This window comes from Carboxylicivirga linearis (assembly GCF_018271995.1).
Classification (GTDB): Bacteria; Bacteroidota; Bacteroidia; order Bacteroidales; family Marinilabiliaceae; genus Carboxylicivirga; species Carboxylicivirga linearis.
The window spans coordinates 70,800-92,336 of sequence record NZ_JAGUCO010000018.1 but is presented as its reverse complement, the minus strand read 5'-3'; the positions used below and the strand labels follow the sequence as shown (position 1 = coordinate 92,336).

The 21,537-nt window shown below is 36.6% G+C and carries 16 protein-coding genes; 11 read left to right on the top strand and 5 right to left on the bottom strand.

Annotated features, from left to right (window positions below):
* Positions 1-8 precede the first annotated feature (8 nt).
* On the top strand, positions 9-389 hold the full coding sequence (locus KEM10_RS17590) for a DUF1987 domain-containing protein (RefSeq protein WP_212217378.1): 381 nt from the start codon (positions 9-11) through the stop codon (positions 387-389).
* Between the two features lie 39 nt (positions 390-428).
* On the opposite strand, the gene KEM10_RS17585 is transcribed toward KEM10_RS17590, so the two are convergent.
* Positions 429-3,533, bottom strand: a complete 3,105-nt coding sequence (locus KEM10_RS17585) for an ATP-binding cassette domain-containing protein (RefSeq protein WP_212217376.1) — start codon at positions 3,531-3,533, stop codon at positions 429-431.
* A 52-nt stretch (positions 3,534-3,585) separates the two neighbouring features.
* The gene (locus KEM10_RS17580; protein WP_212217374.1) at positions 3,586-4,014 is read right to left on the bottom strand and encodes a hypothetical protein; all 429 of its coding nucleotides are present in this window, start codon (positions 4,012-4,014) and stop codon (positions 3,586-3,588) included.
* Between the two features lie 282 nt (positions 4,015-4,296).
* Here KEM10_RS17580 and KEM10_RS17575 point away from each other — a divergent pair, with 282 nt between their 5' ends.
* Entirely contained in the window at positions 4,297-6,426 is a 2,130-nt protein-coding gene (locus KEM10_RS17575) for a S9 family peptidase (protein ID WP_212217372.1), read from the top strand.
* A 75-nt stretch (positions 6,427-6,501) separates the two neighbouring features.
* On the opposite strand, the gene KEM10_RS17570 is transcribed toward KEM10_RS17575, so the two are convergent.
* Positions 6,502-8,388, bottom strand: coding sequence for a BamA/TamA family outer membrane protein (locus tag KEM10_RS17570; protein WP_212217370.1), 1,887 nt, complete (start codon positions 8,386-8,388; stop codon positions 6,502-6,504).
* 184 nt (positions 8,389-8,572) lie between these two features.
* Between KEM10_RS17570 and clpB the strand changes: the two genes are divergently transcribed.
* The 6 genes from clpB (at position 8,573) to citC (ending at position 16,681) form a co-directional block, all read left to right on the top strand.
* The gene (gene clpB / locus KEM10_RS17565) at positions 8,573-11,158 is read left to right on the top strand and encodes an ATP-dependent chaperone ClpB (RefSeq protein ID WP_212217368.1); all 2,586 of its coding nucleotides are present in this window, start codon (positions 8,573-8,575) and stop codon (positions 11,156-11,158) included.
* 272 nt (positions 11,159-11,430) lie between these two features.
* A complete protein-coding gene (gene citD, locus KEM10_RS17560) occupies positions 11,431-11,721 on the top strand; it encodes a citrate lyase acyl carrier protein (protein WP_212217366.1) in 291 nt (96 codons plus the stop codon).
* 6 nt (positions 11,722-11,727) lie between these two features.
* Positions 11,728-12,621 (top strand): HpcH/HpaI aldolase/citrate lyase family protein, encoded by an 894-nt coding sequence (locus KEM10_RS17555; protein WP_212217363.1) that lies wholly within the window; start codon positions 11,728-11,730, stop codon positions 12,619-12,621.
* A gap of 17 nt (positions 12,622-12,638) precedes the next feature.
* Positions 12,639-14,189 carry a citrate lyase subunit alpha gene (gene citF, locus KEM10_RS17550; protein WP_212217360.1) on the top strand — a complete coding sequence of 517 codons (1,551 nt, stop codon included), beginning with the start codon at positions 12,639-12,641 and terminating at the stop codon, positions 14,187-14,189.
* Between the two features lie 3 nt (positions 14,190-14,192).
* On the top strand, positions 14,193-15,599 hold the full coding sequence (locus tag KEM10_RS17545; protein WP_212217357.1) for a triphosphoribosyl-dephospho-CoA synthase: 1,407 nt from the start codon (positions 14,193-14,195) through the stop codon (positions 15,597-15,599).
* Between the two features lie 5 nt (positions 15,600-15,604).
* A complete protein-coding gene (citC, locus tag KEM10_RS17540; RefSeq protein WP_212217354.1) occupies positions 15,605-16,681 on the top strand; it encodes a [citrate (pro-3S)-lyase] ligase in 1,077 nt (358 codons plus the stop codon).
* 24 nt (positions 16,682-16,705) lie between these two features.
* On the opposite strand, the gene KEM10_RS17535 is transcribed toward citC, so the two are convergent.
* A complete protein-coding gene (locus KEM10_RS17535; RefSeq protein ID WP_212217352.1) occupies positions 16,706-17,029 on the bottom strand; it encodes an STAS domain-containing protein in 324 nt (107 codons plus the stop codon).
* A 12-nt stretch (positions 17,030-17,041) separates the two neighbouring features.
* Complete coding sequence (locus KEM10_RS17530; protein ID WP_212217350.1) at positions 17,042-17,506, bottom strand: Hpt domain-containing protein; 465 nt, start codon at positions 17,504-17,506, stop codon at positions 17,042-17,044.
* 550 nt (positions 17,507-18,056) lie between these two features.
* On the opposite strand from KEM10_RS17530, the gene gcvT reads away from it, so the two are divergent.
* The 3 genes from gcvT to KEM10_RS17515 all read left to right on the top strand — a co-directional run bounded on the left by gcvT (position 18,057) and on the right by KEM10_RS17515 (position 21,495).
* Positions 18,057-19,139, top strand: coding sequence for a glycine cleavage system aminomethyltransferase GcvT (gene gcvT, locus KEM10_RS17525; protein WP_212217348.1), 1,083 nt, complete (start codon positions 18,057-18,059; stop codon positions 19,137-19,139).
* Between the two features lie 284 nt (positions 19,140-19,423).
* Positions 19,424-20,494 carry a 3-phosphoserine/phosphohydroxythreonine transaminase gene (gene serC, locus KEM10_RS17520; protein ID WP_212217346.1) on the top strand — a complete coding sequence of 357 codons (1,071 nt, stop codon included), beginning with the start codon at positions 19,424-19,426 and terminating at the stop codon, positions 20,492-20,494.
* Between the two features lie 77 nt (positions 20,495-20,571).
* On the top strand, positions 20,572-21,495 hold the full coding sequence (locus KEM10_RS17515) for a 3-phosphoglycerate dehydrogenase (RefSeq protein ID WP_212217345.1): 924 nt from the start codon (positions 20,572-20,574) through the stop codon (positions 21,493-21,495).
* Positions 21,496-21,537: the final 42 nt, after the last annotated feature.

Genomic DNA, 21,537 nt, shown 5'->3' with positions numbered 1-21,537 from the left:
TTGCCAATATGGAAACAATTATTCGTGAGGGGACACCGAAAACACCTTATGTAAGACTGGATGGAGAGAATGGCTTAGTTGAAATAAAAGGCCGTTCAATTCCTGAGAATTCAGTTGAGTTTTATAAGCCTATTATTGATTGGTTAGAGAAATTTGGAGATGAACCTGCTGAAGAAACAGGGGTGAATATACAATTAGAGTATTTTAATACGAGTTCTTCTAAATGTATACTCGATATTTTTAAGCGCTTGGAATTAATTCATAAAAAAGGCAATAGAGTAGAGATCAACTGGTATTACGAAGAGGATGATGAGGATATGTTTGAAGCTGGTGAAGATTATCAGTCAATAATCAACATACCTTTTAAGATGATTGAAATGGAAGAGTAATTCTTTGAAATGAATAATGTCAAAAGCTGGTGGATAAATTTATTCATCAGCTTTTTTATGCTTCTCAATGTAGGTATTAAACTTGTCTTTAAAATATCCCCCTAATTGAAACAAGCGAGGTAAAGTTCGTACATATAAGCTCATAAACAGTACTACATTAATAAGCCATATGATTATTAAATTGGCATTAAAAGTGTCTATTTTCCAATTGCCTAACTTTTTACTTGGGGCTAAAAAGTGAGCCTTTAATAATGGTTTTTCCGGATCTTGAAATATAGGATCTACCTTTTGCCATAACTCACCTTTATATTCTATAATTTTATTGGCAAAAAACTGGTTGGTGTTACGCACAAAACGTTCCAAATCTTCATTGTGATTTTCATTTTTTAAAGCAATAAACGCGGCTCTTTTCTCAGGATCAGAGTTTAATTGATGCTTTTTTAAATCTTGTTGTTTATCTGCTGTGTTATATAAATTCTTATAAAAGACTTTTAAAGCATCAAGCTGTTTCCGGGCTTGCAGTAAAATTGAATCGTTTAAATTACTTAATTCCGGTATCAGTAATGACTGATTTCTTTTTGGATAAAGACTATTGTGCTTAGTTAGTTCCGTATTTATAATTTCTAACGAGTACTCAGCTTTCTCTTTCTTTTCACTATTGTTTAATGAGCGCTCAATGGTGGATAGGTGGTTGTATAGTGCTGGTAACCAGTATTCTTTTCTGTAATTGGCCTGGCTTTTGAGTTTGTCGGTTGTATAAAAAATACTTTCATAAGCATTATCCTTAAATTGGGCAACAGCAAGGGCCTCAAAGCTCCATCGTGCAGTTATTAATTCACCGTAAAAAGGAATTTTTTCCGGAGTACTCAGATTTGGGTTTAAGCGGTCAAAGCTAATAAAAACACCACTTAAAATAAGTTGTGGAATAATCAGGAAGGGGATGGTAATATATACATTCACGGTTTTCTTAAACGAATCAGATATATTTAACCCCAGTAAGTTTGCAAAGGAGGCGGAACTAAAGAATATCAACCAGTACTCCCAATACATGCCTTTTAACTCAATGATGGTGTTGGCTATTAAAACAAACATTAATGACTGAATAGCTGATAAGCCTCCGAGTAATATGAATTTCGAAAACAGATAACTTGAGCGACTCAGGTTAAGAAAAGATTCACGTTTTAGTAACTTTCTATCGTTGATGATTTCCTCTGCACTTACTGTTAATCCTACAAAAATGGCAATGATAATTGCCATAATGATGTAAATGGTTATGTTGGGATTATTGGCAAAGGTATAACCGCTTGTATTGCTGCTATCAACATTATGGTATTTGATAATGCTTGATAATATTAATGCTAATATCGGTGTTTCAAGTAGGTTTATAATCAAGTATTGTCGATTAGCAAACTTTGACAATAAGTCTCTTTTTAAGAAGATAAAAAGTTGCTTAAGTTTTCCCGGAATCCTGAATGATATGCTTGGTAATGATATTGGTTTTTCAAAATGGTTAGAATGGTTCAATTCTGATCCTTCGTGAAATAGGTGATACCATTCTGAAGGTTCTATTTTTCGGGTTGATGTAAAGTTGCCATATTCATCAAGGATACGTGCATTTACTATGTTTAAAATTTGCTCTGAATTAACATTACCACAGGTTGGGCATTCACTTTCATCGCGATTGACATGGTTAATGCAGGCTTTAAAATAATTGACACTTTCAACCGGATCGCCATCATAAATGAGGTAGCCGCCCGTATCCAATACCAATAATTGGTTGAACATTTTAAAAATGTCGGAAGAGGGTTGATGGATAACTACAAAAACCAGTTTTCCTTTGATGGAAAGTTCTTTTAGCAGATCCATAATGTTATCCGAATCCCTTGATGATAAACCTGAAGTTGGTTCGTCAAGGAATAGAATAGCAGGTTCTCTGATTAATTCCAGAGCTATATTCAATCTTTTACGCTGACCGCCGCTGATTTTCTTGTTGAGAGGGCTGCCAACTTTCATAAAACGAATATCGTATAGGCCTAAGGCTCGTAATAACTTTAGTACTTTTCGTTGAATTTGAAATTCAGGTAAATCATCAAAGCAAAGCTTGGCATTGTAGTATAAGTTCTGATAGACTGTTAACTCCTCAATCAAAAGGTCGTCTTGAGCTACATATCCAATTAAACCTTCTATTTTGGATTTTTCTTTATGTATATCAATGTCATTTATCAGAACCTGACCTTTTGTGGGCTGATTGATTCCACTTAAAACATTAACTAACGTACTTTTCCCGGCTCCACTGGCTCCCATAATTCCAACCAGCTTACCTGAGCGTGAACTGAAATTGGTTTTTTGAAGTCCAATACTGGTTTTGTTAAAATGGTATTCTACATTCTTACAAGAAAATTCAATGGGAGAATGAATACTATCATCCACAAACTGACCAATCACATCGCTATAGAATATGGGTTCAATACGTTTGTTGCGTAAAGAACTGCCAGGTCGTAAAATTTGAACTCGTTGATCACTTACCAGCTGGCCATTCATATATAAATCATGACTTCCTTTGAACTTAAAGACAAAGAGGCTCACTGATTTAACATGTAATATGCGTAACTCACCTGTTAAATTCTCCCAGAATAAATGACGGTGATGCTCATTGTTATATTGTACTTTGTTGTTTACTATAACAACATCTTGCGAGTCAGGAGTTTCTTCAAACTGGCTGGTGATAAAACCTATGATGGAATCGTATTCTTCCTCGGGTAAGTTAAATGTTTGAGCAACAGTTTCAATAAACTCACGCTCATAATCACTCATTCCAAAATCAATGTTCAGGAACTCGATAAGTTGAATGAATACAATTATTTTTTGATAGTAAGTTAAGGCTTCATTTATTTCGGTAGCAATTTTTAAGACCTTAACGGAGCTGGCAGAGTGCCTTTTTCTGAATTTTTCTTTATCACTTAATCGTTGTTCATGCTCTTCGTATAATTGATCGTAGAGCTTGAGGTACTCTTCAATTAATTGCTTGTTGAGCTGTTGACTAAGAAATGATTTTACAATGAAGCGTCGGGACTGGCTTTCCGTACGAGGGAATGCTATAAGTGCAAATAATTGTATTAAAGCTTTTAATATTTCTTCACTCATACAACAAGCCTACTTCAAAAAAAAACTGCCTAAACAGGCAGTAGTGAATATTTTATTGCTCTAAACTTTTGAAGCCTACCATCATTAAAGCAATGCCTGATGTGGTTTTTTCTGTATCTAATCTAGCTTCTACAATGCATTCAACCGATCCCTCAATTTTAAAATCCCAATAACTGGAAGAATCGTAATTTTCATTACTGAATAAAAGGTTTCGTTCTTTATCGTAGACAGAAAATAAAATGGTTCCCTCTTTATGGCTGCTGGTAACTACTCTGTACAAACTGCCAGCAAAGAAAGTTGTATGAAACTCTGCAACTTCATCGCCTGTTAAAAAGGCTTTAAAAGGCTGGCCGCTAGCAATAAATGGCGACTTAAGCTGATTAAGGCAACTTGTGAATAATACGTCTTCCTGAGAATTTAACTTAAACGGCAACAACACCAAAGTTGCAATCAGGAAGAGAGTAGTTAGGCTTCGTTTCATTTTTGTGTTATTTAATGAGGTTGTTTCGTTAATATACTAATTTTGATAGAACGAATTTTTCCGAAATATATCTAAAAGTTTGTAAAAAGCCCAACATATCTGTAATAAAACATCAGATGGTGGTTGTTATTTTTTATTATTAGTGCCATAATTTTAGATGTTTATAGCTGTTTTCTCCTTTTTTACTTAAACACTAAGGTATCTCATTGTTTGTTTCACATATTTTCTGCAATTATGCATTCCTGAATAAATGGATCAATCGTTAAATTATTAATATAAACTATGAGAAAGGTATTTTTATTGCTTTTGTTGGCGGTAGTTACTGTTAATTTATCGGCCCAATTAAGCCTTGAAGATGTAATATCCGGAGGAAAGAATTTCTATAAATACTACATGTTTTCCTATAATGCCAAGTTTAAAGGAGAAAGTAATGATTTGGTGTTTCAACAGAAAGACAGTGTTTTTTTTCAACCGATTAATAAGCAAGAAAGAGTTTTTGGATTTGACCGTGTTGCACTAAATGAGATTTTGGTTGAAAATGGTTTGGATGAAATAAAATATTTGCCAAGTGTTAGCTGGGAGAGTTCATCTGAAATTAGCTTTGCAACCCGCGAAGGGTATTATTATCTGAATCTTGATTCAAAATCAGTTAATTATATTGCAAAGCCCGAGGATGCTGATAACGTTGATTGGTTAACTATTAAAAAGCAATTAGCATACACAAAGGGTAATAACTTATATATATATGCCAACGGATCAGAACAACAAGTGGCTGTTTCGAATGAAGAAGGTATTGTATACGGGACATCGGTGCACCGAAACGAGTTTGGTATTCATAAAGGAACATATTGGTCGCCCGATGCTTCAAAACTAGCTTTTTACAGAAAAGATGAGACAATGGTTTCTGATTATCCATTGGTGAATGTAGAAGAGCGTGTTGCTGAGTTGGAAAATATAAAATATCCGATGGCAGGAATGACCAGTCATGAAGTAACCATTGGTATTTATGATTTAAGCACTAAGCAAACTATTTATTTAAATACAGGAGAACCAAAAGATAGATATTTTACTAATGTTTGTTGGTCGGCTGACGGTAGGTTTATTCTAATAGCCGAATTAAATCGCGGTCAGAATCATATGCACCTAAATAAATATGATGCTTCAACCGGTGAGTTTGTTTCCACCTTATTCGAAGAAAAAGATGATAAATGGGTGGAGCCTCAACATCCTGCATTATTTATTCCGGGTAAAAATGATCGATTTATCTGGCAAAGTGTAAAAGGTGGTTACAATCATTTGTATGTATATGATTTAAATGGTAAGCTGATAAAACAACTTACCAAAGGCGAATGGGAAGTTACAGATGTTTTGGGGTTTGATGATAAAGCCAAAAATATTTTTATCACCTCAACCAAAGAAAGTCCATTGGAAAGTCATGCTTATAAAGTGAGCCTGTCATCCGGTAAGATGAATAGAATAACTGCTGCTGAAGGAGCACATAGAGTGCTTATAAGCAAGGATGGTAAGTATGCTATTTCAAACTACAGTTCACTTGATCAACCTATGAGAACAGTACTGTATTCAACCAATGGAAAGGAATTGCAGGAATTACACCAAGCTAAAAATCCATACGAAGAGATGGAGGTTGGTGACATTAAGATGGTTGAATTATCAACCAAAGATGGAGAAACTCCCTTGTATGGACGAATGGTTTTACCAACTAACTTCGATCCATCTGAAAAATATCCTGTAATTGTTTATGTGTATGGTGGGCCGCATGCACAAATGGTTCAGAATAGATGGCAAGGTGGAGCGCGCGGCTGGCAGCTGTATATGGCTCAAAAAGGATACATTGCGTTTACACTGGATAACAGAGGAACTCCATATAGAGGAAAAGATTTTGAACAGGCTATTCATCGTCAGTTGGGAACTTTGGAAGTGGAAGATCAGATGCAGGGAATTGAGTATTTAAAATCCTTACCTTATGTAGATGCTGATCGTATTGGTGTACACGGCTGGAGTTATGGTGGTTTTATGACTACAACACTTATGACTGAGCATCCTGAGGTATTTAAAGTGGGAGTTGCCGGTGGACCGGTAATTGATTGGAAGTATTATGAAATTATGTATGGCGAGCGTTATATGGATACGCCTCAGGAAAATCCGGAAGGATACGCAAAAGCCAATCTTAATAATAAGGTAAATCAGCTGGAGGGACGTCTTATGATTATTCATGGAGCAATTGATCCAACTGTAGTTTGGCAGCATAGTTTAACATTTGTTCGCGAATGTGTAAAAAATGGAGTACAGCTTGATTATTTTGTTTATCCCCGTCATGAGCATAATGTAAGAGGACATGATCGCATTCATTTGATGGAGAAAGTGAGTCGTTACTTTGAGGATTTCTTATAAAGAAAAATAAAAAACAACTTAAGAGAGGTGATTGAATTTCAATTACCTCTTTTTTATTGGAAAGAATTCATTCTTCTATTTAAAGGTATCTTGTTTAGGTGCTTCGGGAATAAAATCATCAAAGCGAGGAATGGATTCTCCACTAATTCTCAGGTCAAAAGGAAATTCTCCTTCCGGTAATAATGGAAGCCAGGCTAAACGAATTTCAATGGAATTAAAAACCAGTTTATTATTAATGAATCGGATGGCACCTCCTAAACTAGCCTGATAGTTTTGTTTGAATAAATTACTTCCATCACCAATAATACCAAAATCGGCAAAATTCAAAAACATAATATTAAACCCCATAAAACGATGCTGCGTAAACAACACGTTTTCGGTCTTGATTATTAATCTTTCTACTCCTTTGATTTCTTTATCTCTAAAACTGTTTATACCGCCTGCTTTTTCGGTAAGTAGCAAGTATTCATTCGGGTATCGATTAAAACCTTTTATGTATTTAACTTCAAAAAAGTTCCTGAACTGATTCACACCCATGTCAAACAAACGACTAATGTATTTACCTCTAATACTTACTTCTCCCTGCTCGCTTCTCCCTGCATTAAAAAAAGAACCGGCTCCAAAGCTACCATAAAAATAGCCCTTGTTAGGTATAATGGCTTTTCCAAACGAAAACTCACCTCTAAAATAAGGGCGATTCTTTGAAGGCATCTTATTAATACCATAGGTTAGGGTTGTCATAAATCCATGCGGAACGTCTTCTGTACGATCATAATTATAAATCTTATTATTCTGATAATAATTACGTTTTGAAAAGGTAACAGAACCAAAATAAAAATAATTGGATGCCAGTGGGGCATTGTGAGATAACGAATCCGGGACGTCGTAAAACTCAGAGTGCGAATATTGCCCAATGAGATAAAGGTGTGATCGGTCGAAATAATTATCGGTATTAATTTCAAAGGATCGGCCTAACCAAAGATCAGTAAATTGATAGTTCAGTTCGTTTTTCCATTCAGTTTGAGTATAGGCCGGATGGCGATTATTTCGAAAGGAGCGATTGTATAATATTCCACCTGCATATTTAATATCAGAGATATAAAAATTCCGATCAGCTCTGAAAGATAAAGAATGATCTTCTATCATATTGGAATAATTCGCTTCTAAGTCAATTCTGGATCGATTAAAATTATTAATGCTCAATTGCTCTTTGTTACCAACCCGTTGCCCAAAATCGTAGGCAGAAGTATGTGAAAAACCAACCCCATTACCCGTAAGGTTTCTAGAGTAAAGAGTAATCTCCGGAGATGACAGATTGCCTCCTGTAGAAAATGCGTGAGGGTATCGATCGCGTGTTATTACTTGTAAATCAACCTTTGTAGTGTCATCTTTGTTGAGGAGGACCACAATTCTTGAATCAGCAATAAAATTAATTTGGCGCAGCACACGCTCACTTTCAAACACATCCCGGGGATCAAAAGGAGCCCCAGCCACCATGGTCAGATTTTTTCGGATAATACGTTTTGAAGTTGCAAATCTTAAATTGTTACCTGTTCGCTCAATCCACTGCTGTGCTTGTCTTGTTGTATCATAGATGGAAGTTCCAAACGGGTCAAGACGAGTAATGTGAATATTGGCTATAGTTTTTTGGCTAAGTCGTTTGTATTCCTTAAGGTAATCAATGGTGTTATCGTTCGAGCTTGAATCTTGTTCGTTTCTAATTAAAAGGCCGCCTACCCATTCATTAAATTTGTTTTTCGTTCTGCGTTGATTGATGTAATCCAAAATAGGATCCGAATTTCTTAAGGTATCGGATTGTTTTTCGAATGATAGAGGTAAAACAGTAATTATGGTATCGCTTTTAACCGTATCGGTCGGAAATAATTCAATGTGCCGGCCCCAAGCTTCAGTTTGCGGAATACAAAGTATAGCGACTATTATATATAGGATGAGCCTTTTCATTGGTTAGAATTACTATGTAAAAATACGTCTTCCTTTGGAATTGCGTTTCTATTTTCTGACAATTCGTCGTGTGTTTTGTTGTAAACCTGAAATAATGACCTTGTTTTGAGTTGGTTAAGTGCCATAATGACTTGAAATATAGTTTGGTAGAAGTTTTGATAGTTGTTGGGAAAACAGACTAATTATGAACTTGAAGAATTTTACAATAAAAGCTCAGGAAGTTATTCAACAGGCAGCACAAATAGCCGTTGGAAAACAGCACCAGGCAATAGAACCTGGTCATTTGCTGATGGCTGTTCATCAGGTTGATCAGTCAATAATTGATTTCCTGGTTAAGAAAAACGGATTGAATGACTATACTAATGTCTTAAATTCGGTAATTGAATCCTATCCAAATGTTGCGGGAGGAGAGCCTTATCTTTCCCGTCAATCATCTGATGTATTGCAAAAAGCTACAGACGCATCAAAAAAGCATGGTGATCAGTTTGTGAGCCTTGAGTTTTTGCTGCTGGGATTGTTGCAAGTGAAGAGTGATGTTTCGTCAATGTTGAAGGATGCAGGTTTGACCGAAAAAGGCTTGATTGCTGCCATTGAAGAGTTACGACAGGGAGCGAAGGTAAACAGTGCAACAGCAGAAGATACCTATCAGACATTAAATCGTTTTGCCATTAACCTGAATGAGCGTGCGCGAAACGGTAAACTTGATCCGGTTATTGGTCGTGATGAAGAAATTCGCCGTGTTCTTCAAATTCTATCACGAAGAACAAAGAACAATCCTATTTTGGTTGGTGAGCCTGGTGTTGGAAAAACAGCCATTGCCGAAGGTTTGGCGCAACGTATAATCAATGGCGATGTACCCGAAAACCTGAAAAGTAAAGAGATATTCTCCTTGGATATGGGAGCGCTGGTGGCCGGAGCAAAATACAAAGGTGAGTTTGAAGAGCGTTTAAAAGGAGTAGTGAAAGAGGTTGAAAATGCCGATGGTGAGATTATCCTTTTTATTGATGAGATACATACTTTGGTAGGTGCAGGTAAAGGAGAGGGAGCGATGGATGCTGCTAATATTCTAAAACCAGCTTTGGCACGTGGTGAACTACGAGCTGTTGGAGCAACTACTTTAGGAGAGTTTCAGAAATTCTTTGAAAAAGACAAGGCTTTGGAACGTCGTTTTCAGATGGTAATGGTGAATGAACCCGATGTGTTGAGTTCTATTTCCATTCTTCGTGGTTTGAAAGAACGATATGAAACTCACCATAAGGTTCGGATTAAAGATGAGGCAATAATATCTGCAGTTGAGTTGTCTGACAGATATATTTCAGATCGCTTCTTACCAGATAAAGCCATTGATTTGATGGATGAAGCTGCCAGTCGTTTGCGATTGGAGATGAATTCGGTTCCTGAAGAGGTTGATGAAGTGGAACGACGTATCAAGCAGTTGGAGATTGAGCGAGAGGCTATCAAACGAGAGAACGATAAAGTGAAGCTGGAATATCTTAATCGTGAGATTTCAGATTTGAAAGAAGAACGTACGGGATTGCGCGCTGCATGGGAAGCAGAAAAAGCCTTGATTGATAAGATTCAGCAAAATAAAAGTGATATAGAGCATTTTCGTTTTGAAGCCGACAAAGCAGAGCGCGAAGGTTTGTATGATAAAGTGGCTGAACTTCGTTACGGACGTATAAAAGAAGCCGAAGAGAATATAGATAGGTTAAAAGAGGAGTTGGCTGATCTGCAGAAAGAGAATGTGATGATTAAAGAGGAGGTAGATGCTGAAGATGTAGCTCATATTGTTAGTCGCTGGACAGGTATTCCGGTATCAAAAATGGTGAAGTCTGAGAAGATGAAGTTATTGGTATTGGAAGATGAATTACATAAACGTGTTATAGGTCAGAATGAAGCTATTGATGCTGTGGCTAACGCTGTTCGCCGCAGTCGTGCTGGATTACAGGATGCCAACCGGCCAATCGGATCGTTTATCTTTCTGGGTTCAACAGGAGTGGGTAAAACCGAGCTGGCAAAAGCTTTAGCGGAGTTTCTGTTTGATGATGACAATCAGATGACCCGTATTGATATGTCGGAATATCAAGAGCGTCATTCGGTATCGCGTTTAATTGGAGCGCCTCCCGGATATGTGGGTTATGATGAAGGTGGTCAGCTAACCGAAGCAGTTCGTAGAAAACCTTATTCGGTGGTGTTGTTAGATGAAATCGAAAAAGCGCATCCCGATGTGTTTAATATCTTGCTTCAGGTATTAGATGATGGTCGATTGACGGATAATAAAGGGCGCGTAGTCGATTTCAAAAATACCATTGTAGTAATGACATCCAATACAGGATCGCATTTAATTCAGCAGCGATTGAGCGATAACACAGAATTATCGCACGATAAAATAGAAAGCACTAAAAACGAAGTGTTTGAATTGTTGAAACAAACTATACGACCCGAGTTTTTGAACCGTATTGATGAGGTGATCATGTTTACACCTTTATCAAAAGAGGAGATTACCCAAATTGTTGAATTACAGTTTAAATCACTGAAAAAGCGTTTGGCAACCATGGATGTGTCAATCAACATGACGGATGCAGCCACAGATTGGATCGCCTCAGCAGGTTATGACCCATTGTTTGGTGCCCGTCCAATAAAACGTGCTTTGCAGCGTTATTTAGTCAATGATCTTTCTAAAAGCCTATTGGCTGACGAGATTAGTAAGGATGCCGAAATTGTAGTTGATGTGGATAACGAAAAATTGGTGTTCAAGAACAGAGGTTAATAGAAAAGGCATAGTTTGAAAAACGCAATATGTTGTTTAAAGGTCGGTTAGCGAGAGTTAGCCGACCTTTTTTTATGGGGATAAATACTAACGTGTAATGTAGCTTAGTAATTAATGAGAAAAATCATGAATATTGTAATTGTCACAAAAACAGTTGTTAACGGCGTGTTTTCTTGAGAATTGTAAAAAACATGTTGTATAATATATGCTTGGAAGGCTTGATTTATAAGAGAAAATTTATATTTGAAGAAATATTTCTTTAATTAATATCTATGGAATTGAAAATAAAGGCTCAGGCAGGAAGTTTTGAGTCGAGTGATGTTCTGATTATGGTAGAGCCACAGCCAACAGGTGTTGGACGTAAAATTGAATTGGAGTCAATTGTTATGCAGCAGTTTGGCGACGATTTGCTTAATCAGATTCATCGCGATTTGGATGCTTTGGGCATTGATGATATCAGAGTGATTATTAATGATAAAGGAGCACTTCCTCCAACCATTTCGGCTCGTTTAGAAACAGCATTGAAACGATCAGCAGGTTTGCAAGCCGGTACCTTAACCTAATAAATAATGGAACAAAAAATTAGAACCTTTAAACGTCGGACTATGCTGTATATTCCGGGTAATAATCCGGCAATGCTTCAGCAGGGAAGTGTATACGGCGCCGATGGTGTTTTGCTGGATTTGGAAGATGCAGTGGCTCTGAACCAAAAAGATGCCGCTCGTATTCTGGTTTCTCATATGCTTCAGTATGTATCTTACGAAGGTTGTGAGGTTACCGTACGCGTCAATCATATTGATACTCCATTTGGAGAAGAAGATTTAAAACAAATTGTTCCTCTTCAACCCGATGCTATACGTTTACCTAAAGTAGAAACGATTGACGAAATTAGTCGCATCATTCAATTAGTTGAAGATATTGAGAATGCTCATGAATTACCTCATGATAAAATGAAAATTCATGTGATGATTGAAACGGCTTTAGGAGTTCAGAATGTATATGATATTGCCAATTATTCGTCTCGTATTGATGCTATTTCAATTGGTGGTCAGGATTTGGCTGCCGATATGCAATTGGTAAAAACCAATGATGGTATTGGTATTGATTATGCCCGAAAGCAAATTGTAATGGCTGCAAAAGCATGTAAAATTGATGTTTTTGACACCGTTTATGTTGATGTTGAGAATGAAGAGGGCTTAAGAGAAGAAGCAGAATACATTAAGAAGCTGGGTTTTACGGGTAAGGCCATTATCAATCCACGTCAGATAGAGATTGTGAACGAAGTGTTTACACCTACTGAAAAAGAAATACGAAAAGCAGCTAAAATAGTAAAGGCCTTTGAGCGAAATAAAAAAGAAGGTATTGGCGTTTTTGCAGTGGATGGAAAAATGGTGGATGCTCCGGTAGTGCAGCGTGCCCTCAGAGTTTTAGAAATGGCTGATATTGATGTAGCCGATATTTAACTTTTAAACCAATCATTGTGAAAAATATATTGCAAAGAGAAATACCTGAAACACTTGAAGGAATAGGGGAGATAGAACCCTTTCAGGGGGCATTTACAAAATTACGAAAAGGATGGATGGAAGAGGAAACGGTTCCACCACCCAATAAAGCAAAGATGCCGCACTCGAGTAAGATGTGTAGTAATCTTAAGGAAGCTGTTATTCGCACCAATCCCCGTAATGGAATGACGGTATCTTTTCATCACCATTTACGAGGAGGTGATAGTATTTTAGTTGAAACGATTAAAATTCTGGCTGAGCTTGGTATTAAAGATATTACTTTGGCATCAAGTAGTTTAACCTCGGCTCACGAACCCATTTTACCTTATCTGAAAAATGGTACCATTACTCAAATTTATTCAAGTGGTATTCGTGGCGAAATTGGGGAGGCTGTTGCCAAAGGTGTAATGCCAAAGCCTTTTGTGATTCACTCACATGGAGGACGCGTACGAAGTGTTCATACTGGTAAAATCAAAATTGATCTAACGGTAATTGCGGCATCAGCTGCCGATATTGAAGGTAACTCTACCGGAGCGCATGGTCCATCGGCTTTTGGTTCAATGGGATATGCAGTTATTGATGCTCGTTATGCTCGTCAGGTGGTGGTAGTAACCGATAATATTGTTGATTACCCTTGTGTTCCACAGGCTGTTACTCAAAATTTTGTTGATTATGTAGTGAAGGTGGATTCAATTGGTGATCCATCCAAAATTGCCGGAGGAACCACACGTATTACCAAAGCTCCAATGGATTTGCAAATAGCACGCTTGGCAGCTCAGGTTATTGAGCATTCTGGTGAATTAAAAGAAGGTTTTAGTTTTCAGGTGGGTGCTGGAGGTGCTTCTTTGGCTGTGGCTAAATACATACGTAAAATAATGAAGCAGAAAGTTATTAAAGGGAGTTTCATATTGGGAGGTGTTACTTCTTACGGTGTTGATATGTTGAACGAAGGATTGTTTAAATCTATTTTTGATGTTCAGTCGTTTGATGCAGCAGTTAGTACTTCTTTAATGACTAACCCTTATCATATTGAGATCACTGCCGGTTTATATGCTAATCCGTTTAACTGTGGTTGTATGACCAATAAGCTGGATATTGTGGTGTTGGGTGCTTTGGAGATTGATACTGATTTTAATGTGAATGTGATAACCGGTTCTGAAGGCTATGTTCGCGGTGCCTCAGGTGGGCATAGTGATACGGCTTCTGGTGCAAACTTAACAGTGGTGGTCTGTCCATCATTCCGTGGACGAATTCCTATTGTGAAGGAAAAAGTTCATACTATTGTAACACCTGGTGAAAGCATAGATGTGTTGGTAACAGAGAGAGGTATTTGCGTCAATCCCAATCGCCCTGAATTGAAAGAAAACCTGATTAAAGGAGGGATTGCGGTTAAAGAAATTAAAGATTTGGCAGCTGAAGTTGAGAAGATAACCGGCGTGGCAAAGCCTATTCAAAATGAAGAGCGCATTGTAGGAATAGTTGAATATCGCGATGGAACTGTTATTGATGTAATACGTCAAGTAAAATAGCCTATGCACAATATCCAACCCAACCCAATTATTCAATCACTGTTAAAAGCCAGAGAAGAGCGGTGGCTCAATAAATTAGCACTGGCCAAACATGGTTGGCATGTGGTTAGCCTGCAACTGAATTTGCCCGGATATCCTAAAAATAATGAAACCACCGATCTGTTTGTTAAGCTGATTGATAAGCAGTTTGTACGATTTCTGAAGGCTAATATACTTGGCAAATACAAAGAAGAAAAAAAGAGTTTTATAGATAAGGCAGGTGATTGCGTTTTCTATTTGATTCCGGCTAAAGGAATCGAATCACAGGAGCTTAAGGAGTTGACTGAGCGTTTTGAAGAACGTCATCGATTGGGACGAATTATAGATTTAGATGTATTAGATACCAAGGGAAAGCTAATTAGCTCAGGAAAATCTAAAAAATGCTTTATCTGTGATGAGCCGGCCCATTTTTGCAGAAAAGAAACGAGGCATCCACTTGAAGAGGTGAGGAAGGCGATGTTGGAAGCTATTAGCGCATATCTTGAAAAAGAAAGAATGCAGAATTGCATCAAACGGTTTTCATCATGGGCTGTTAAGGCTTTGCTTTACGAAGTAACTTTAAGCCCCAAACCTGGGTTGGTTTGTCGTTCATCAACTGGAGCTCATTCCGATATGGACTTTTTGAGTTTTATCAATTCAATTTCCGCTCTTACTCCATATTTTCAAGAGCTGGGATGGATGGCTGTTGATATGCAAGGAAATGATATGAGCCAGATACTTCCATTGATTCGTGAGGTTGGATTAAAGATGGAAGAAGCTATGTTTGAGGCCACCGAAAAGGTGAATACTCATAAAGGGGCAATATTCCTGATGGCTTTAAGTATGTTTTCCGCCATAAGAGTTATTTATAAAAAGCGGAAGTTTAAAGCAGGTATTTTTGCTGGAACAGTTCAGCAATTAACCAAAGGTATGATACAGCGCGAGCTGTGTAGTGTAGAGGAGGGCAGTCGTATGACGCATGGTGAATCCTGCTTTTTGCAATTTGGTCTGAAAGGATCAGGAGCTCGTGGTGAAGCCGAGCAAGGTTTACCAACCGTTATGCATCATGCTATGCCATTTATTAAGGAGGCTGAAATATCAATTGAAGCCATAAATGATAAAAACATGTTTGCCATTTTGGCGCCTGTATTGTTAAAGATAATGTCGGTAAATAACGATACCAATGTACTATTTCGTCATGGCGAAGAAGTGTTGGAAGAGTTAAAGAAAAAGTCTGTGTCGGCACTTCTTGAAATGCAGCGGGGAGATCAAATGAAGTATAATGAATTGGTAGAGTGGTGTAATTCAAGTAAGATATCGCCCGGAGGATCTGCCGATTTATTATCAGTAACGCTGTTTTTAAATTTTTGTCAAACAGATAAAGGTTTGTAGTATATATGCTTGAAAATTCAGATTTTAGAATAGAAGAGCCGGATTTAAGCAGTAAGTATGATGTGGATCTGATAAGGAGATTTCTATCTCCTTTAGGGTTTAATTTTGATGCAAGTGCGGTTGATTACTCAATCATTCTATATAATTTAAATGATGATATTGTAGGGGTAGGTTCGTTTCAGGGTAAAGTACTAAAATATTTGGCAGTAGCTCCTCATTTTCGCGAAACAGGTGCTTTTGCTCATATTGCTACCTATCTGACTGAAAGGGTGATGATGGAGCATCAGCAAGCATTTGTTTTTACCAAACCTGAGAATATTAGCCGTTTTGTTGGTTTAGGTTATCATCATATTGCTTCGGCAGAGCCTTTAATAGCAGTGCTGGAGTTTGGTTATTCTAATATTACTAAGTACTGCGAGTATTTGAAGAGTATTAAGAAGCTAAATATTTTAGGTAGAACTGCGGCTATAGTAATGAATTGTAATCCTTTTACGCTTGGTCATCAATATCTGGTGGAAAAAGCAGCTGATGAAAATGAGTTGGTTTATTTATTTGTTGTTGAGGAGGATAAATCAACGTTTTCGTTTGTTGATAGATGGAATATGATACAGGCAGGAGTACAGCATCTTTCAAATGTAATTATGGTAAAAGGCGGAGAGTATATGGTTTCTGAGGCCACTTTTCCTAATTATTTTTTAAAGAATGAATCACAGGATTTAGTAACTCAGAAACAGGCTGAATTAGATATTACCATCTTTTGTAAATATATCGCACCTGTTTTAAATATAAACACTCGTTATGTTGGAACAGAGTGTTATTGTTCTACTACAGAGCAATACAATAATGCATTGAAACATTTGTTGCCCAAGTATGATATTGAATTATACGAAGTGACTCGAAAATCTATTCAATTGAATGATTGTAAAGAATGGGTAAGCGCTTCAAAAGTACGCGAGGCTTTAGCTAAAGGAGATACGAATCGAATGGAGCAGTTTCTTCCAGAAACTACTATTCAGTATCTGCAAAATGGATTGCAGGAACGTGTGAAAGAAAAACTTGAAGTTTGTCAGTTAAGGCATTAAAAAAACCGCTCTAAGGCGGTTTTTTTATTTTATTTCAGATTCGTTATCGTAAATATCAAAAACCTTATCGAGCTTCATTAATGATAAAAGGCTCATAACATCTTTTTGAATTGCACAAAGTTTAAAAGAACCATTGTGCTGTCTGGCAGTTTTTAATGCACTTATCAAAACTCCAATTCCTGTACTGTCAATAAATTTGATGTTTGATAAATTTACCACAAGATTGGCGTTGCCACTTAACTGATCAGTTAATTCGCTTTTAATTTCTGATGCAACAGCAGCGTTAAGTCTGTCAGTGTCTGCCAAAGAGGCAATCAGATGTCCGTTTTGTTCTTTAACTTCCAACATATTTTTGTAATTTCAATTTTCTAGCACTTGATTTAATTCTTTAACAGCTTCATCAACCACCTTGTTGAATTTAACTATTAAATTCTTAATAACCTCTTCATTTTTATTGGATGCGATCCATTCTCTTTTCTCTTCCGGGTAACTTTCAAGCGTTTTCTTTAACTGATCCATTTCCGAAGTTGATTCACCGGTTTCGGTCAGTTTGTCTAAACGCATCTGTTTAGCTACCAGCTCAAGATTTTTAAGATCTATATTACCAAGTTCACTTATTCCCATAGATAAAACTGATGATTTGGCTTTATGGGCAGCTGCTGCAATTTTTTTCCAGTCTTTTTCAGCTAAACCATTGTCAAAATCTTCAGTAAATTCAGGGATTTGCTCAATAAAGATATTTATTAACTCTTCAATAATCTCTTTGCTACCATCGGTAATACTTTCGAGGTAAGCTAAATCAATATGCTTATAGTTTGTGGGCATTTTTGGATAATAATGTTTTGACGCTGAAAAATACAAAATTTTAAACAAAAGTAACTTATTTTGCTAAAATATTAGTTTGTCGTGATAGTTTGGTAGGTATTGATAAATCATTTCTCACTCTGTTAAAAATATGATTTATTTCACTTACGGAGATAAGTTAAGTTAAATATTATCCTTGGTGCTCGAGCTTTACATTTGATTTTAAAACGGATTATTATTTGAGCATACTTATTTCTGATGGCTGTATTTAATGTATTGGATATTAATATATATATGAATGTATTTGTGAATGCTGACAGGTAGTTACTTTACATCCATTTTAATTAGAATTGAAGCTCAAGAAAGTGTAAAAAACATCATAAATTTATATTGACTCGAATCCTTTTTAAGGCAAAAGTTTTTTGTTCATGCGAATAAGCAATATATATCATTTTTCTAGGGTGATTTATTTTTTACATTTGTTCAACAAGCAATAAAATCAAGTGTTGACTTATAGTATTTAACTCTTGTAATAAATAGTAATAATAAGCCATTTATAAATAATAAAAGGATGAAAAAAACTGCCTTTAATGAGTTTCATAAGAATCTGGGTGCCAAAATGGTTTCCTTTGCCGGATATGAAATGCCAATAGAATATTCTGGAATTAATAACGAACATATAACGGTTCGGAATGGTGCAGGCGTATTTGATGTTTCGCATATGGGTGAATTTTGGGTGAAGGGCCCCAATGCTTTAGAATTGGTTCAAAAGGTTACCTCCAATGATGCTTCAAACCTTCAAATCGGGCAGGCTCAATATTCTTGTTTACCCAATGGGAAAGGCGGTATTGTTGATGATTTATTGGTTTATCGTTACGACGTAGAAAAGTACTTGTTGGTTGTAAATGCTGCCAATATTGATAAAGATTGGGCCTGGGTGAATGAACAAAACACGATGGGAGCTGAACTTGAAAATGCATCAGACGAAATATCTCAGCTGGCCATTCAAGGGCCCAAGGCAACTGCAATACTACAAAAGTTAACAGATATCAACCTTTCTGAAATTGAATACTATACTTTTACAATTGGAGCATTTGCCGGAGCCGAAGAGGTAATTATTTCAAATACTGGCTATACCGGTTCAGGTGGCTTTGAATTATATATTTATAATAAGGACGCTGAAAAGGTATGGAAGGCTATCTTTGAGGCAGGTGCCGAAGAAGGAATTTTACCTATAGGTTTAGCGGCTCGTGATACTCTTCGTCTTGAAAAAGGTTTTTGTTTATACGGTAATGATATTGATGATACAACTTCACCAATTGAGGCCGGTTTAGGATGGATTACTAAATTTAATGAGCAAAATAACTTTATCGACAAGGAATATTTACTTAAGCAAAAAGAGGAAGGTGTTTCTAAAAGACTAAGAGGTTTTGTGTTAGAAGATAGAGGTATTCCACGTAAGGATTATGAAATTGTAAATGAAAACGATGAAGTAATCGGACGAGTGACTTCAGGTACCATGTCGCCAATGCTGCAAAAAGGTATTGGAATGGGGTATATCAATAAAGGGTTTACAAAGTTTGACACTGAGATTTTTATAAAGGTTCGAAATCGAAAACTGAAAGCTAAAGTGGTTAAATTACCATTTGTGTAGTGCAGATATGGTTATCGAAATGAAAATCTTAAAAAAAATACTGATATTTGTCAGTATTTGAAAGTAAATGAATAAAATGTATTAAAAGGTTGATATTGTTATTGGTAGGTGGTGAAGAAATGATGTTTTATGCTTCTTGACTTGAAAATCAGATGGTTTTTACTTATAATTTGTAAGTTAATATCTGCTTATTTTTGTAGTCGATACAAGAGATATTTCATAATTTTAGCGCCTCAAAACATTATCCAGATTAAAAATCAAGTTTAAGTAAAATAACTCGTAAGATGAAGATTCACAACTTTTCAGCAGGGCCATCTATTTTGCCTGAGTCAACTATTAAAAATTCGGCTGATGCCGTGCTTAACTTTGCAGGAACAGGTTTGTCGCTTCTTGAAGTGTCGCACCGTAGTAAAGAGTTTGTTGCTGTAATGGACGACGCTATTGCTTTAGTAAAAGAGCTTTTGGATCTACCTGCAGGCTACGAAGTAGTATTTGTAGGAGGTGGTGCAAGTACTCAATTTTGTATGGTTCCTTTTAACTTATTAGCTAAAAAAGCTGCTTACCTTAATACAGGAGCCTGGGCTGCTAAAGCTATTAAAGAAGCAAAGGGATTTGGTGAAGTTGTTGAGGTAGCTTCGTCAAAAGACGCTGTTTATAATTACATTCCTAAAGGTTATGAAGTACCTTCGGATGCTGATTATTTCCACATCACAACAAACAACACTATTTACGGTACCGAAATTCGTAAGGATTTAGATGTTAGTGTGCCTTTGGTAGCTGATATGTCATCAGACATTTTCTCTCGTCCGATTGATGTATCTAAGTACAACATTATTTATGCAGGTGCACAAAAGAACCTTGCTCCATCAGGTGTTACCATTGCAATTGTTAAAGAAGATGCTCTTGGTAAAATGGATCGTCATATTCCAACTATGTTGGATTATCGCACTCATATCGATAAAGGATCTATGTTTAACACCCCTCCAGTATTTCCAGTTTATTCAGCCCTTCAAACATTAAAGTGGTTGAAAGAAAATGGAGGAGTAGCTGCTATGGAGAAAATCAATATTGAGAAAGCAGGTATTTTGTACGATGAAATCGATCGTAATAAATTATTCAAGTGTACAGTAGAGGCTGCTGAAGATCGTTCTATTATGAATGTTTGTTTCATTATGAATGATGAATACAAGGAATTGGAAAAAGATTTCTTTGATTTTGCTACATCAAAAGGCATGAGTGGAATTAAAGGACACCGTTCAGTAGGTGGTTTCCGTGCTTCTATTTACAATGCAATGCCAAAATCAAGTGTTCAGGCATTGATTGATTCAATGAAAGAATTTGAAGCTAAGCACTAATTAAGTGAATAAATAATAGTCTGAGCCCCAAATTAAAAGGGGCTTAGGTTTTATCACCCCAATAAATATCAATTATCATGAAAAAAATATTGGTGGCAACAGAAAAGCCTTTTGCAAAGGCTGCTATTGACCAAATCAGACCAATTGTAGAAGGAGCCGGTTATGAATTCGCTCTTTTAGAAAAATATACAGAAAAAGCTCAGCTGTTAGATGCTGTAAAAGATGCTACTGCTTTAATTGTACGTTCAGATAAAGTTACTCGTGAAGTAATTGAAGCTGCACCAGAATTAAAGATTGTTGTACGTGCGGGTGCAGGATACGATAATCTAGATTTGGAAGCTTGTACAGATAAAGGTATTGTGGCAATGAATACACCTGGACAAAACTCAAACGCAGTGGGTGAGTTGGTTTTAGGTATGATGGTGTTTATGGCTCGTAACAGCTATAACGGAACTGCCGGAACGGAGTTAAGAGGTAAAAAAATAGGTATTCATGCTTATGGTAATGTTGGTCATTATGTGGCTGAGATTGCTAAAGGTTTTGGTATGGAAATTTATGCTTTTGATCCTTTTGTGGCGAAAGAAAAAATTGAAGCAGCTGGAATTAAAGCTTTAGATACTGTTGAAGAGTTATACTCAACTTGTGATTATGTGTCGTTGCATATACCAGCAACTGAGCAAACTAAAAACTCAATTAATTACGATCTGTTAAACAAAATGCCTAAAGGAGGTACTTTAGTTAATACAGCTCGTAAAGAGGTAATTAATGAAGAAGAAATATTGAAGTTAATGGCTGATCGTCCTGACTTTACTTATATTTCTGATATTGCCCCTGATTGTAAAGCTGATTTCGAAGCTAAATTTGAAGGACGCTTCTTCTTTACCCCTAAGAAGATGGGTGCTCAAACAGCAGAGGCAAACATCAATGCAGGTGTGGCTGCTGCCAATCAAATCATTGGTTTCCTGGAAAACGGTGATGAAACCTTCAAGGTAAACAAATAAAAAAAATCCACTAAAGGCCTGTTATTCTCTTATAGCAGGCCT